This is a genomic window from Halorubrum sp. SD626R, assembly GCF_001261915.1.
Classification (GTDB): domain Archaea; phylum Halobacteriota; class Halobacteria; order Halobacteriales; family Haloferacaceae; genus Halorubrum.
This window is the reverse complement of the sequence record NZ_CVRT01000106.1, coordinates 64,767-80,529: the sequence shown is the minus strand read 5'-3', so window position 1 is coordinate 80,529 and position 15,763 is coordinate 64,767. Positions and strand designations below refer to the sequence as shown.

Sequence of the window (15,763 nt, the reverse complement as noted above, 5' to 3'; positions counted from 1 at the left end):
GAGTCTTTCCCACCCCCCAGAAAAAACCCGTATAAGTATAGTTCAACTCACGTGTTTTGCTACGGAAGCTTCTAACAAAGCCTTCATTCTAGTTTCAGTTGCTTGGGTGAGCTATTTTATCCGGGAACACGAATTCCCATATGGAACTTGGAACCTGTCACACGCTCCAAGTTCCCCCTTCCATGACACAGGCACCATCCGGTCTTGATGCGTGCCCCTTCTGTGAGACTCCTATCGCCCGTGATTCGATCCTGATTGACTACGTTGTTGATAGTGAGGAAAGGGTGTGCGCTGAGTGTCCAAAATGTAAAGATCCGGTTCAATCGCAACGACCAAACCGTGACTCACGATGTGTCTTAGGACGGATTACGTACAGTACGGTCGCGCTCTCAACCGGATTCTCATACTATCAATCTGTCCGTCCTGCCTCTTGGTTTCATTCAATCGGCCCGATACCCTTCTCACTCAGTCACCTGTTTCCTGAGTTAACGGAACGGCGAGCATCATTGGTGGTTTCGAGATAGTTCCGAGCTGTAGCTGTCTCAACACTGGCAATCGGACATCTTTGAATAGTATTACGAGCTTCCAGAGCAGATAGTGTATCTAATCTAAGTCTTGAACGCCTGTCGAATCTCCCTCGCCAAAGTCAGCGCTTTCTGATCGTGTCGGTTTCCTTTGCTGCTGGTCGTACGCATCAGCCCATTCTTCGATGACCGGCCGACTTTCAGCTCCGTGCTTAGTGCGTCGACGTCGGACCTTGATTAGGGCTGGCGTGTTCATCGCATCCCCTGAGACGATCGCTTGTCCTGGCGTTAGCCCAGGCAGTTCTCGTAGCACATCTTCACCGGCAGCTTCCACGGATGTTTTGATCGCATCCTGATCGTTCGGATTCCGAATTTTCATCGAGATCTGCGTTCCACACTGTGAGAGGACATCCTGATCAATTTTTGACGGGCGCTGGCTGATAATCCCGAGTCCGAACCCAAACTTGCGGCCTTCAGACGTGATTGTCTGCATAATTCCAAGCGATGGAGCATCACCCGAGGCTGGAGCGAACCGATGACCTTCCTCAAACAGCGCGAAGATTGGGTGTTCAATTTCAGACTCCCGATCTTGAACGGCATCGAGTCGTTCTCGATACATCCGTCGAAGCAGTACTGTCGTGATAAGTTGCTGATTCCACCGATCCAACGTATCCATTTGGAGTACCGTACACTGACCCGGATCCACAATGTCGTCAAGTGGAACGTTCTCTTCCGGATGGAACAAATCATTACGTTGAATCGAACGACGAAGCCGCCACTCTAACGCGCCAACACTAGCATCATCTTCGTCGTAGATTTGTTCCATTTTGGTAACCAATTCATCAATACCCCACGTTCGGCTTTCCTTTCGCTGCATCGCACGCCACCCAGACGCCAGTCGCTCCTGCATTCGATTACTCGGATCGTCGAGAATAGCCATCACATCACCAATATCCAGTTCAGAAATCCGGACACGAAGTCGCTCTGAATCATAGAACACGACCTCTGGCTCATATCCATCGTCATCTTGGAACGCCTCGTTACCCTGCATTTCGGACAGGGTGCCATACTCGCCGTGTGGATCAAACACCAGGAGCGACGCCCTTGCAGTCGGGCGCATCATCTCCTCAATCAAGACGGACGCAGTATAGGACTTCCCGCTCCCAGTAGCAGCGAGAATCGCCAAGTGCGTCGAGGCGAACTCGTTGATCGGTATATGGATGTTCGTCGCTTCCTCAGGACGATTCAATAGCCAGCCGACGTGCGCTACGCCACCAAGTTCTGTCACGTCCATCTCAACAGAGTCGCACCCGAGGTTTGGCAGAACGGTTTCGAGTTGCTGGTCAGGTGCGATTGATAGCGGTGTTCCTGGGTTAGGAAGTTGCCGTGGGTTGGCAAACGTCGTCATCTCTGTATCATAGTATCCGATGACAGTCGCAGTCAACCGATACAGCTCCGCATCGTCCGTCGGGATACCGAGAGTCGCAGCGACCGTTTCTGGCCCCACATCCGGATCAGCAAGGAAGCCGTCCGGAAGTCCCCGAATCAGTTCCCGGTTCGTGACCCGAGCAAACACGGATCGATTCTCACCATCTACAGCGACCGTATAGGTGATGAATTCGCCCGTCTTGATGGAGCGATCTGCCGGTGCCACGAACACGAATTCATTCGGATCCTCACCCGGCCCAGCGACGGTTCCAATCACAGAGGATCGTCCCGACATTAGACCACCCCACGGCGCTCACGCGCCTGCCACTGGATATTCTGCTCGACCACGTCCAACACGCGCTGGCTCGTATCATCATCCGGTAGCGTGCTTCGGAGTCGATTAATGAGGGCGACGATAACCTCTGCGCCGAGATCGCCCGCGATGTCGACGAGGCGGTCGATGTACGCTAACTGGAGTTGCCCGTCGACAGTGTGGAACTTGGCGGTAAGTTCATCCGGGCAGTGGTAGACAGTGTCTTCGACTTCCAAGGTCCAGCGCGGCATTTGATGTGACGGGTCTACAATAGACCGATCGTCGGTGATTGTCGCCGTGCCGAGCAGCGCCACACCAGCGAGCGTCGTACGTTCCTCGATGTAGCCTGGCGTGAACTGCGCCTGATCGTCTTGCGCTAATCGTGGCCCTGTCCGTCCCTGATCAGGGTCGACCAGTTGCGTGTTGTAAATGACGCCCATCACTACGTGTTCAGCCCCGTCAATCGTCTTCCTGATGAACACCGGTTGACCGAATTCCCGCTCGTGGAGCTCTGGGGGGCGATCACAGTCCCGTTCTCTGAACACTTCGACGACGTAGTCCAGATGGCTATTCGAGGAGACGATACTCCCGATTCGGACGCACGAATCGACATCTGTAGCCGGTGTTTCTTCCATGCTGTCTGTCATCGAATCACTCCCAAAGTGTGGTTCTTTGGTCGGACGGGCTGTGCTGCTATCGAAAGTGGTGCGGTATGAGGTGTCATCGTCGGCGTAGTTCCTTGCTCAGGGCTTTGGCGTTCCATTCGATCGGTACGTCATTCGATTCAGCCCACCGCTGGACGATACGGTAAAATTGCTGGCGGTCTTGGTGGTCCAGCACCGCGTCGCTATCGGCTTGCTGTAATATTTCCGGATAGCCGCGGCCAATCCCAGCTTCTGCACGCGCGATTTCGACGGTGTACTCGTACATTGACTCGTACCCGTCGGGACCGTCGCGGCGACACAGCCACCCCGGGAATTCGATCCGGTCGAGCCCAGTACCTGGCGGTACGTTCAGGTACGAAAACAGTATGTCATCCCGGAACTCGTAGGACTCACCCTGGTATGTGGCCTGGAGTGCGTCGACGCTTCCGTCACGCTTCGAGATGAACGGGATCGTCGTGTCACCCCATGGGCTCATCATCTCGGTTAAGACGTGTGCGTCCGGGATGACACGGTCGGTGCCGAACTCGTCGCGTAACAGGAGCCGTGTCATCTTCACCAGCTCTGTCGCGCTTGACCCCGCCACGTACCCGACCAGCGGAATTTCGTGATGATGGCTCGCAGCGATAATTCGACTCAACGTCGAGATGTACCGTTCACGTGTCTCCGGCTTCAGCGGATTTGTGAACGATGCGATCAGCGGACCATCGTAGAACACGACCGGTGTCTGCCCGATGTCGCCGGCGTCACGAGCATCTGCCAACTCGACAATCTGCTCGATCAGTAGTTGCCCTTCATGCTCGAACCGATGATGCCCGACGAGTTGTGGGTCCACGAACCGATAATCGCCATCGTCGGACTCCTGTGTGACCTCATCAGGTGTCAATAACCGTCCCTCGACCCCTCGCTCAAGCCGACCGTCAGGATGGTGGTGATTGGTCGCCCACGCTGCTTGGACGTACGCCAGCGGGACGTTGAAACTGGTTGTCGGTGGAAGTTGTGACCCATCGACCGCCATCGCTGGCACATTTCGAAGAATCTCGCGCGCCCACTCGTTAACTTCCTCGTGATTGTCCCACTCGTCACTCTCCAAGTGCGGGACGATGATGCTGTCTACGTCATCGAACTCGTCAGTCGGGTACGCGCCTGGGTACGACGTATCTTGGAGTTTCGCGCGGATCTCCTCGCTCGTCCATTCATCAGGTAGCCGCTGGAATACATCCCGATACCGCTCAACGATCCCTGTATCGTCTTCGAGGTACGCCTGGATCGTCTCAACGTTAGATTCCAGTTCGGCGGCGACCCCGTGTTTGTCGATCGGCATTAATTCACGCTCACCTCTGAGGTCTGCCGGTCTTTCTCGACGGTGACCGTGTAGTCTGTCATCGAATCAAACGTTTCATCGTGACTGATGACGGTGAGTTGGTCGAAGCTATCCAGTTGCTTGAGTTGTGTGACAAGATTCCGTTTCTTCTGTCGGTCGAGGTTCGCTGTCGGCTCGTCAAGGAACGCGATTCCAACCGACGCTAACTGTTCGAGAATAGCTAACCGAACTGCGAGTGCCGCCGCCATTTTCTCCCCGCCACTCAACGTGGAAAATGACTTGCGGACATCTGCATCGTGGACAACGATTTCGTAATCGCTCGTCCACTCCAGTGACTCCGCAGATGCCCCTCGAATCGACCGGAACAACTCGTTGGCTCGTGCACCGATCCGATCGGTGATGATTTCTCGCATCTTCGGCCCGGCTTCCCGGACGTTCTCTCGCACCCACTTGGCAAACTGCTGATCAGCTTTCAGCTCCTTCAACTGCTGGAGTTTCTCTTGACGCTCGTCCAGCTTCGCCTCTAACTGCTCAATCTCGGCGCGAGTCTCTTCCAAGTTCGCCTGCTTCTCATCCAGGGTGCCTCTGGCCCGTTCAATCTCACCTCTGATCTCATCGATTTCCGAGTTGAGCGTCTCCAGTCGCTCTTCATCGAACGACGATTCCAACTCCTCTAACTCGTCTTCCGTCTCGTCGCGCTTCGCTTCTAGCTCCTCAAGTTCTCCTTCTAGATGGTCGACCGTTTCACGACGTTCCTCGACTTGTGACGCCTGTTGTTCGTGCTGGAGATATGTGTTATGTCCCGACTCTGACTCCGCAAGCGTCTCCTCAACCTCTGCCAGTTCTTCATCTAATCCCTCGAAGGCTTCTAACTCGTCTTCGATTTCTTCAATCGCCGCTTGTTCATCTTCTAACTCAGCCTGTTTTTCTTCTAACTGCTCCGGTACGTCGGAATGCTCCTTGACTCGGAACTCAGCAGTCTGGTACTCCTCGTGTGCGTCATCTAACTCATCCCGCTCGGCTTCCAACTCCGGCAGTTCTTCCAACTCTTCTTCCAGCTCCGAAAGCTCCGTTTCTGTGTTCTTTTTCTTTGTCCGAAGCTCATCGAGATCCCCCTGCAACGATTCGATTTTCTCCCGATGAACCGGTAGTTTGTCGACGCGCTGTTTCACTTTCTTCGCTGTGTCGCGCTCCTCACGCAACTCATCAAGCTTTTCTACAAGGTCAGCACGTTCTGCCTTGATCTTCTTAATGCGTTCTTCACGCTGCTCAATTGCCTTCGACCGGTGTTCTTCATTTAGCGGCCGGTCACACGTCGGACAGGGCGCATCAACATCGGTGTCACGCAACCGCTCTAGCTGTTCTTCTAACCTCTCGCGCTCGCTTACAAGTTGTTTCCGTCGTGCTTCCCGTTCGTTGATTTCCTCAGAGAGATCATCTGGATCTGTCGTTGCTTCCCACTCATCCTCAATCTCCGCAATCGTTTCTTCCACCGACTCAATCTCACCCTCTGTCTCCCCGATCTTCTTGGTTAACCGCTCGATCTCCGCCTCTAACTCCGTAACTTCGTCCTCACGATCCTGTAGTGACTCAATCCGTTCTTCGAGTTCCTCGTACCGCTCTTTTTCTCCTTCGCGCGACGCTAGCGTCTCCCGCGCCTCTTCCAACTCGTCTAGGTCCTCTTCGAGCTGTTCCACCCTGACTTCAATCGACGTAATCTCCTGCTCTTGTGCGGCTTTCTTTTGTTCAATCTCAGTCCGCTCCGACTCTCGTTCTTCCAACTCTTCCTGCCGCTTACGGGCTTGCTTGTACCGCTCGTGCTCCTCACGATACTCCTCGCATTTCTTCTGTGCCTTTTCGGCGTCTGCGAGCTCCTGTTCGGCTGTTTTTAACTCTCGGTCGGTCGCGTCGATCTTTTGCTTGAGTGAGTCCACGTCCTGCTGGAGCTGTTCGATTTTCTCTTGGGTTTCCGCCAACGCGTCGTACTCGTCTTCCTTGGTCGATAGTTCGCTGGTTTTTCGTTCAACGGCTGCCTGAAGCTCCTCAACTTGATTAGCCAGCGAATCAGATTTGTCTCGCTCATCTGACAGCGACTGTACTTCACCGGTGAGCGTGTCAATATCGCTCCGGAGATCCTGCTGTTGCTTTTCTATCGCCTCTGGCACGTCCTTCAGGACATTCCACGAATCCTCGTACGCATCCAGATTGAGCAGCGCGTCGAACGTCTGTGTCCGGTTCGCCGCTGTTTGCGCGAAGTCAGAGAGGAACCGCGTCTGCGGCACTCCGATACACGATTCCCACAGACTCTGTAACTCGTCTCCATCAGCAACGTCAAAACGTGCGCACAGCCAGCGAACCAACTCGGATTTTGAGTCGATGTCTTGATCGACCCACGTCTCTCCTTCGGAATCGTATCGGTGGACGCCGTAATTGGATCGGCCAGCCGATCGTGTGACACGGAATCGCTGTGTTCCGTCGGTTGTGTCCTGCTCAAACGTCACCTCAACGGTCCCTGAACTCGCGCCTTCCCGAACGAAATCCTTGTTGTTGAACGGCAGTGAGTCGAATAACGCAAACCCGATTGCTTCCTGGATCGTTGATTTTCCTGCGCCGTTTTCACCGAGAATTGCTGTCACACCGCCCTCGATCGTAACCACCGTGCGATCCTCGTAGGATTTGATGTCTGTCAGCGCGACTTCTGTGACCCGCATTACTCACTCACCCCCACTGTCTCGTCGGCCTCGACAGGCGACTCATTATCTGCCGACTCACCCGGTCCCTCTCCATCAACTTCATCGTCGACAAATGGATCCTCATCGACATTCAACACGACACCATCAGCTAAGTCCGGGAACAAATCCCGCCGAGCTGAACTGATTGACTCCTGAATGTCCTCGACTGCTTCCTCGGCCTGGGCCATCTGATGCGCACTCCCAAGTACATCAGCGACATCCGACGCGTGCTCAGCATACATCGACTCCTTGGCGATCGTCTCGAACACCCTGTCTTCTAATACCGCCGTGTTCAGCTTTCCATCCTTGAACACGTCTTCTTCATCGATTTCCGAGAGGAGTTGCTGGATATTCGCCGTCCGAATCCCCATATTCACCTGTACGTACAACGCATCCCACGCCTCTTCCAGCCATTCCGATAGTTCGTCTGTCCGGAAGTCTCCGCGACTAAACTGTAACGTCCCCGTGAATCGCAGATCAATGATTGGGGATCGCGGCTCACCGTTTGCCGTGAATCGCTCTTGTGAACAGTACTCCATCATCGCGGCCTGCTCGTCCTGAACGTGTTCTTTGAATGCTGTTTCGAGTTCACCCGGTGACTCGTGTGGCGTCACATCGAACTCAACCCGGTAGTACGGCCGGCGCTTCGTCGGGTGGTGGGCCACGTCGAACTCGACTGCGGCACTACCAGCTACAGATATGTCGGTGTCGAGCCTGATCGAATAATACCCGTGCTCCCAGTCGTCACGGCCTTCCCGCGTGTTGTGTGCCTCTGGAGAGCCGGGGTTGTAGATCCAGTCAGCCGCCTCGTACCGTTTGTGTATATGCCCAAGCGCAAGATAGTCGACCTGCTCTTTCACGTCGCGGAGCTCCGCGTGCGCCACCGTCCCGCCGAGCGTCGGCACCTCATCTTCCATTCCGAAATGCGCCAACAACACGGTGAACGCTGGCTGGCCGTGCATCTCATTCGTTTCCCGGATTCCGTCCGCTACTTGCTGGAGTGCCTGCCCGGTCTTCGCCCCCCGCCACTGCAGCCCAAATACGCGAATCGGCCCGTCTAGATTCTCGACATTGATGTCGTAGAACCCGGCCGACTGCCCCGGGTTATCCGGCTCATATGGGTTGAACCACGCTGTCTCTGGATCCGCAGTCAATTCCGCCTGTAAGAACACGATGTGGCCCCGCTGATGTAGGTAATTCAGCCACGTCACGTCCCGTGGCGTCAAATTCTCGTCGTGATTTCCACGCGAGACCAACACGGGAACATCATCCGGCACTTGTGCCAGTTCCTGTTCCGTCTGATGTAGTATCTTCGGGCGAAGATCCCGTGAATGGAACAGGTCCCCGGGCAAAAAAATGGCATCCGTATCTTGTTCGGTGAGCATCTTGTCGAGTGCTGTCCGTAACGTCGACACCATATCGTCTTCGCGTTGCTTCACGCCGTACTGTCGGTGGCCGAGGTGCGTATCGGCAATGTGAGTCAAGGTGAGCATTATTCGGTGATTTGAGGGGGTCACTTGTCCGTCCTGTCCGACCAGTCAACCCCGTTCCTGAAGGTTCGTGAACGTATGCGATTCGACTATTGTTAAAAGCCCGTCAAGCAAAGTGAAAGTAAAACAAAGGTGTGAACTCCCCTAGTTGAGGGACTCTTGTTTTCACTGTCTGAAATGTAGTCAGTTCACCGATCCTCGTATGAATTAGGACACACACCAGCACCAAGACAACCGAGCACCAGCGTTGTAATGATTGGTACGCCTATCGCTGTTTCCAGACCGAATAGAAGCTCGAATCCAATCACTAGCAATACCAGGACAATCTCAGGCGAACTTTCATACCGTCACTCTCAAATCAAGTTGTTATGACAGGCTGTCTCTCCTTCCATGTTCAGGTGCTATGACGGATGAATGAACAGTACGCTACTCACTCAGAACCAGGATACGTACCCGAGCCGAGCGATCTTCAAGCGGTCTTTCAGCGGCATTACGATAATTCGGCCGGAATGAGCGGTGACGATGCGTACCGGGATTTGCAGGCCGAAGAATCAATTCGTCGGCAGTATACTGCTCGTGTTCTTTTTGAACTCTTACAGAATGCACTTGATCGGGCTGAATCTAACATTGCGGTCGAAATCCGCGATGTCGATTGGGGGCCGACTGAGCAGGCACTTGTCGTTGCGAACGACGGGGCACCCATTCGAGTAGATCCAGAATACAATTATTCGAATCCCCCAGATGTTCAAGGACGGCGTCGCCCCGACTTTAACGCTCTCTGTACTCTACACGTGTCGAATAAGCGTCCTGAAGAGAGCGTTGGGAACAAAGGCGTCGGATTTCGGTCTGTCTTCTGGCTAGGGGATTTCGCCCGTGTCTGGAGTCGATTCTCTGAAAGTCCTGGGTGGTGGGGAATGGAGATGCATCTTCCACTGGATCACGACACGTGGCAGCAGCGACTCGAACTACCAGAGTTACAGAGAGGTCACGCCGAGTACCTTGATTTGACGGAGAGCCCTTTGAACGACGACGAACAACGGGCCAGCTTCCATTTCCCACTCCCGTTATGCGCCGATAAACCACCAACCCCCGACGATGTCTCCGACTTTAGCACGGTCGTGGTAGTCCCGATAACCCCCGGGAAAGAGGATGAGCTACGTGAGTCCGTTGAAACGTTTCAACAACGGCATCTCAACTTCATCGGGCTATTCGATGACCGCCGGAAACTGACCATCTCATTCGATGCCTGGGGGAACAGATTCCAGAAATCCACTTGGCCATCGACGAACCCAGAGGAAGCGAAACGGTCGATCGTTTACTGGGCATCCTCAGAACTGCGATCGCTCGCTGAAGAGGCTGAACACGGTGTTTCCTCGCCCGGTGCAGCTATCGCTTGGCCACGACTGGAAGCCAGCTCGGATGACTCAATACCCGGACTGTACGGTTACCTGCCCACGCTAATCGAGACTCCCTTCGGTATCGATCTCCAGGGTGATTTCCAGTTACGAACGGATAGAACAGCCCTTCGGCTTGATGACGAGACGATTGGTCGATACAACAGAGCCCTACTTAGAGCAGCCGCGGAACTGCATCTCCACGCAATCTTCAATCACCTCGGTATTCCGGATGATGACTTTGAGTACACGTGGATCGACCCTGAAGCAGTTACTACTGTCCCACAGATCACTTCGGGTGGGACGCCTCGGGATGATTTTTGGCAGTTCCTCGACCCAGGGTCACAGAGTTCAGACGCCGCCAAGATCGTCGTCGACCACATAGAGGATCTACTGTTTTCCGAAGCTGGAGTAAAAGAACCGGATCGGTATCGACAGTGGGCGGCACTGGCTGATGCATTTTTCGAGCAGCAAGACCAGTGGCCACTTTCAACGTATGATGATTTCTGGAAAGCGGCAGGTAACTGGCTTGACCGGACGTGTAAATCCTCTCGCAGAACGAAAACCTGGCGGCGGCGCGCGATAGCGATGTGTGACGCGATACGAGATTCGGGCACTCGTGTTGCACCCATCACCGCGACGCGAGATGAAGACCGGACGAGCGACACGCCCGCTGTACAACTCCCCGAACGAGGGACAGCTGGCGGGCAGATTCAGACTGATCGACACACGCATCGTCTTTTCATCCGTCGGTCAGAGACAACACAGCTTGATCTCCCGCTTGCGCTCCGTGAGGCCGGACGTGCTGTGACTTCATACGAGTTCCAGTCCGGTTTCGATCGAGAGCCACCACACCCTCTTGGAGCGAATCAATTCAATCGGTGGGATGTCCTCGCAGAGCTCCGGCAACTCCCGAACGCTCTGACTGACTGGGAGTACAAGCCATTAGATGCTGATCCGGACCGTGCGGAGCGATTACAGTCTGAACTGATTCAGTTCACGATGGATCTCTTCGCACTCAACTCTCAAGGCAGTGCAGCTCCCCCGGCAGAATCGGATACGCATGGTCCCGGATGGCGAGCAATTAGAGACGATGTCTATAGCGATAATGCTCGATCTGCTGGCCGTGCCATCGCAACACTGTTTCTCCCGACAATAGATGGACAGTGGGAACCAGCACGTCAACTCACACGAGATCGGGTTGCCGTCGAAAAACTCCCCTCACTCCCTGAAAATGCGGATCTGGATTCATTCCTCGCGTTCATTGGAGTAACGCCGGAACCGCCCAATCCTGATAAAGGAGTTCAACTCACGTTAGTCGAAGGGGGCGAGGACGGAACGGTTGCGCCGCGCGACACACCCCCGGTGTTAGTTGCGGCAGGGACGGAATGGAATCCACTCCGTCTCGGAACAGAACCTGCGACTTCAGACTCGGTTGATCCGGCTGCGTGGCTAACATCGCTTGATGTAGCTTGGGACTCGTGGCTTGCAGACATTATTGAAGCTGAACGGAATGAATTAGACGAGGAAAAGCAAGGGCGGCGGCCAATCGAGATCCTTCCGGCACTCCGGAATCAAGCCTGGTTCCCAGTCGGTGACGCTGAAGGGGAAGCAGAACCACCGCTCCTCGTTGAAGAACCACCAAATCGGATTTCTCCGGCAGAGATCACGCTTGTCTCCCGTCAGCAGCGCCAGTTCCCGTCTGTACTCTGGAGTGTGTCGAAGGAAGCTCCACTCTCACAGGAGTTGTTGATCGCCCTTGATTCGGTCAGCGGGACCGATATGGATAGTCTCGGACGAGACGCTGCAGAACCAGCTTTCAGACTACTGACTCAGGCACATTCACTAACAGCGGATCGGTTAGACGAGATCGAAGAGAATCCACGTGCACGGCAGGCCTTGACTCGGTTATTTGACCGTCTTCTCAACACGATCAGTCGGGAACACGATCCTGAAGCGGACGACCGAGAGATCCCCATCCTCGGGTATCGACCCGTCGACGAACCACGAGCGCTCGGTGAACGAGGATTAGCGTGGTATGAACCGGACGAAGATGTGTGGATTCCAACGACAAACACCGCCCGAGATCAAATGCGCCGGTTCTTCCCAGCGGTGCCGCTGGCTGCAGCGACGATCGGGACTGAGACTCTTCGAGGATACGAGCCACTGGCCGCACGCGAGATTGATATTTCACGTCAGGTGTACCCAGCCCACCGGGGCAGCGAAGAAGTGGAAGTCGTTCAGAACCTCGAAGAGCAACTTCGACCAATCATCGCACATCTGCTTGCTCTCGCCAGTACAACAAACCAAGTTGATATTGACCCGGCGACAGCGGCTGATCGATGGCGAAGCAGCACGATTCGCTACGTTGAGAACGCATGGATCGAATTCCAAGCAACTCTCGGCGGGGAAAAGTCACTGACTGCAACGCGGTACAAGAACACTCACAATCACGCGCTCTATCTGCAACCGGACCCACCGACAATTATCTTTGATACGCCAGACGGAACCACAGGTTCACCACCGCTTGATGAATTCGGTGAGCCGTTAGCTAAACTGTTGCTTGAGGATTCCGCTACTGGCGTCGGCCCACTCTTCGGTCAGGCCCTCAGCGGCTACGAGTCAGATGATGTCAGCCGTGTCGAACGACTCTTGGAAAAACGCGACGCAATCTCCTTGGTTGACGCCTACGAGCGACATCTCCGCCAACTCGATGACGAGGAACACGAGGAGCTGCGCCGTCAGGTGCGGATGGCGCTATCTGAACTCGATATTCAGGTTAATGATTGGTGGAACCGACTCTCTCATATCGATCCTGGCGATGTGGATGTGACCGCAGTTTCATGGTCCCTTACAGCTGCTGACGTGAATGCTGCATTAAGATCCATAGACTTGACAGACGCTCAGGAGCCGTTCCGGCCACAGTTCTCCTGCGAACAGACACACCGAGCGGAATGGGACGCGTGGTTCACGGAATGGGAGCAACGACTCATTCCGTTCTTGGAGCACCTCATAGAAGAACACATTGAGGTAACGTTCTCTGACGATGAACTCGAAGATCGCTTACAGGAATACATTACTGAAGATGCGTCTCGACGAGCCGCCTTCGACCCGACACGGGCCGTTATCGAATGGCTACGAGGTAATCCGTTCGGCGGAGCACTCCCTGAAGCAGCGATACCAGCCCCCAAAGAACTCGAAGATCGGCTAATTGAAGTCTCACCGCAGTACGAACCCGTCGAGAACGTGGCAACCACAGAGGATCTTGGCTGGGGTCGACCAAGGCTGTCCGAAGGTGATCCGAACGAAACTGAAAACGGAATCGTAGAGATCGAAGATCTCGAATCTGAATGGAAGAATACGAAAGCAGTCGGTGACGATGCCGAGCGAGCGGCCGCATCGTGGATCACCAAGCAGACTGTAGAACTTCTCGAAGATGCGAAGGCACGAGGAGAGTTTGATGAGGCTCTGGAGAGCCTTCTATCAGTGATTCCATCCTCGGGCCGGACAGCTGAAAATCTGGAACGCGGCCTTCGAGAATGGCACGAAACAGGTAGCGGTGAAGCCCTCGAATCCGGTCTCCACATCTCAAGCGTATGGGATGGTGCAGGGTATGATATGCTCGGGCTGGAACGCACCGGTGACGAGATCGAGCCCGTTCGATACGAAATCAAGAGCTTGGGCGATGAAGGCCCTTACAAGGTACATTTGACCCAAAACCAGCTCCGGATCTATCGCAAAGTCTTACACGCAGCTGAGACTGAAAATACAGACCAAACGCTCTATCAGGGTTCGTGGCGGCTGTTAGGCGTTCAATCCGGACGACAAGCTGTGGACCTAACCAGTGAGCTTGACGGACTCCCTGAGTTAGTCAACAGCTTCCGGAACCAAGGCTACGGCCACGACGGCCTGATCATCTACGTTCAAGATAATGAGGAATCAATTGACCTCTGACCTACCGATGATGGACCTTTCAAAAAGTGTAACCGACTAGCAGAGGAACTAATACCGCCGATTACTGCGTCTCACGCAGTATCCACGGCTTCGCCTCAGCGTCGTACTCTCTGATTGCTCCGCTGTGACTCCGTGTTTCCATAGCGAGAATCCCGATGTGTTTGAGTTGCTGGACAAAATTGAACAACACGTTTGTCCGGATAATATCTTTCCAGACCGCTTCTTCCTCATAGATTCGAGCGGTACGCCCATCTTCAATCAACTCACGGGCCCGGGTCCGGCCTGACCGCGTGCAGAACGTATTCAGGAAGACGTTGGGATACTCGTGAACCAGTCGACGGAGCAAGTCTGGGAAATACACTCGCGGGCCTTCCTTCCGTAGCGCATCCAGTAGTAGCCGGAATTCTGGGTGCCGCTCGTAGCAGTTCCGTAGAAGAATCGCAAGCGGCCGCTGCTCCTCAACGACTGTTGCCCGGCCTACCTCACTTTTCACCGAATCAAGCTCCTGTAACGTCGAAACCCCCGACCCGCGGAGAACCGTCGCGGCCAATTCACCCTGCTCCGTCAACGAATACCGAGCGTCACCGTGCAGCAATCCCAAAGACACCGCGCTTTGTCGAGCGCTTTTTCCAGCACCGAAGCCGTACTCATCAGCAAGCACGTCTACGAGTTCATCACCAGCCAGCGGCCCGTGCTGTGCAACAGCGATGACCGGAGCGAGATAATTCAAGGGTTGAGCCAGCGACAAACTCGCAATATCACCACTAATATCGCTCCGTCGCAACCGCATCGAGAGCTGCCCTTCAATATCGACAACTTGCTCGTGGGATTCAGATGTCGGCGGACTCGACCACTTCGTCACACCGCTCTCTGTCGCTCCGATTACCCCGACACCCTTCGACCGTAGCAAATCAGTATGCTGGGTTACGACATCCTCAGCCGCCGCCAAGTACGACACGTGCGCCCCTTGCTGATACGTTAATGCCTGCCCGATCCCACGCAGTAACCCGCCCGATCCCTTCACCTCAACCGCAAACACCCGATCCGAATTCGTGAACCCAAGTACGTCTGGATACCGACCACCAATCGTGATCTGGTGCGATTCACATCGGCCCAGCACGTCCGCGTATGTCTCCTCGTGTGCGCCTGGTACGTGAACGAGCGGCTGGTAATCGCGTGTCTCAAGCTCATCAATTACGTGCTTGAAAACAGCCGGTTCGTCCATCTTAACTAGCTCATTGGCCGCTCCCAATTTGAAACTATGCCACCACCGATCGGACCAGTCTCTCACTCCGGCCCCCCAACCAATCGACCTGTTGTGTCACAGCCGCTCGTTGTACCACGCGAGCGTTTCACCAAACCGTAGCCCGGCTGTCGGTACCGAGGTTTCAACTTCAGTCTCCGCAAGCAACGGCTGGAGTTCGTCATAATAATCCTGTCCTGCGTGGAACACCAGCCGGTTCCGACCAGTCAACACGCCCTCTTCCCGTAATTGGTCACGTACCGTTGCAGCCCACTCTCGTTTCCTCGCTACCGGTGCGCCACGCAACGTCTCCTCATATGGTTCAATCTGCCCCCCGTCTGGTTCGAGCAGATGGTGCTTTGCAGAGAGGATATACCAAGTATCGTGATTCGCCTCAACGTACTGACGGGCTTTCCTGAATAGTGCCGACTCCATATACAACTCTCGCGGCTGCGTAGCCTGGGCACGCTTGCTTTTCGTACAACTAACCAATCCAACTTCCATACCTCTTCGTTGAAGTGAGGCAGCTAAAAACAGTACTGGAGCGATTAATCAACCGGCTAGAACTCTCACCTCGGTAGCCTTTGAATCCAAGATACAGAGTCAGATCCAGGGCTGCTTCGTCTAAATCGAGCGTGACGGTGCTCAGATAGTGACTGATAGACGAGGGGACCCCGGAGAAAAGAATATGTAATCCGG

8 protein-coding genes are annotated in these 15,763 nt (G+C 54.6%); 1 reads left to right on the top strand and 7 read right to left on the bottom strand.

Annotated features, from left to right (window positions below; all coding sequences use genetic code 11):
• Positions 1–603: 603 nt before the first annotated feature.
• The 5 genes from SD626R_RS11360 to SD626R_RS11340 all read right to left on the bottom strand — a co-directional run bounded on the left by SD626R_RS11360 (position 604) and on the right by SD626R_RS11340 (position 8,476).
• Positions 604–2,229 (bottom strand): ATP-binding protein, encoded by a 1,626-nt coding sequence (locus SD626R_RS11360; RefSeq protein ID WP_241996778.1) that lies wholly within the window; start codon positions 2,227–2,229, stop codon positions 604–606.
• Positions 2,230–2,246: 17 nt separating this feature from the next.
• On the bottom strand, positions 2,247–2,912 hold the full coding sequence (locus SD626R_RS11355; protein ID WP_199242151.1) for a DUF8166 family protein: 666 nt from the start codon (positions 2,910–2,912) through the stop codon (positions 2,247–2,249).
• Positions 2,913–2,985: 73 nt separating this feature from the next.
• Positions 2,986–4,251, bottom strand: coding sequence for a DNA double-strand break repair nuclease NurA (locus tag SD626R_RS11350; protein ID WP_092566470.1), 1,266 nt, complete (start codon positions 4,249–4,251; stop codon positions 2,986–2,988).
• Positions 4,251–6,962 (bottom strand): AAA family ATPase, encoded by a 2,712-nt coding sequence (locus SD626R_RS11345; RefSeq protein WP_092566469.1) that lies wholly within the window; start codon positions 6,960–6,962, stop codon positions 4,251–4,253. Before SD626R_RS11345 ends, SD626R_RS11350 begins: the two co-directional genes overlap by 1 nt.
• Positions 6,962–8,476: a metallophosphoesterase family protein gene (locus SD626R_RS11340; protein ID WP_092566468.1), complete on the bottom strand. Its 1,515-nt coding sequence runs from the start codon at positions 8,474–8,476 to the stop codon at positions 6,962–6,964. The genes SD626R_RS11345 and SD626R_RS11340 overlap by 1 nt, the downstream gene beginning before the upstream one ends.
• 506 nt (positions 8,477–8,982) lie before the next feature.
• Here SD626R_RS11340 and SD626R_RS16495 point away from each other — a divergent pair.
• Positions 8,983–13,821, top strand: a complete 4,839-nt coding sequence (locus SD626R_RS16495) for a hypothetical protein (protein WP_137782704.1) — start codon at positions 8,983–8,985, stop codon at positions 13,819–13,821.
• Positions 13,822–13,882: 61 nt separating this feature from the next.
• On the opposite strand, the gene SD626R_RS11335 is transcribed toward SD626R_RS16495, so the two are convergent.
• Together SD626R_RS11335 and SD626R_RS11330 are read right to left on the bottom strand one after the other, a co-directional pair.
• Positions 13,883–15,046 carry a hypothetical protein gene (locus tag SD626R_RS11335; protein ID WP_092566467.1) on the bottom strand — a complete coding sequence of 388 codons (1,164 nt, stop codon included), beginning with the start codon at positions 15,044–15,046 and terminating at the stop codon, positions 13,883–13,885.
• A 96-nt stretch (positions 15,047–15,142) separates the two neighbouring features.
• Positions 15,143–15,568, bottom strand: a complete 426-nt coding sequence (locus tag SD626R_RS11330) for a DUF6884 domain-containing protein (protein ID WP_092566466.1) — start codon at positions 15,566–15,568, stop codon at positions 15,143–15,145.
• Positions 15,569–15,763: the final 195 nt, after the last annotated feature.

Excerpts from the sequence above, each read along its gene's own strand:
- SD626R_RS11355 (WP_199242151.1), bottom strand. The coding sequence starts at position 2,912 with ATGACAGACAGCATGGAAGAAACACCGGCTACAGATGTCGATTCGTGC.
- SD626R_RS11350 (WP_092566470.1), bottom strand. The coding sequence starts at position 4,251 with ATGCCGATCGACAAACACGGGGTCGCCGCCGAACTGGAATCTAACGTT.
- SD626R_RS11345 (WP_092566469.1), bottom strand. The coding sequence starts at position 6,962 with ATGCGGGTCACAGAAGTCGCGCTGACAGACATCAAATCCTACGAGGAT.
- SD626R_RS11340 (WP_092566468.1), bottom strand. The coding sequence starts at position 8,476 with ATGCTCACCTTGACTCACATTGCCGATACGCACCTCGGCCACCGACAG.
- SD626R_RS16495 (WP_137782704.1), top strand. The coding sequence starts at position 8,983 with ATGAGCGGTGACGATGCGTACCGGGATTTGCAGGCCGAAGAATCAATT.
- SD626R_RS11335 (WP_092566467.1), bottom strand. The coding sequence starts at position 15,046 with ATGGACGAACCGGCTGTTTTCAAGCACGTAATTGATGAGCTTGAGACA.
- SD626R_RS11330 (WP_092566466.1), bottom strand. The coding sequence starts at position 15,568 with ATGGAAGTTGGATTGGTTAGTTGTACGAAAAGCAAGCGTGCCCAGGCT.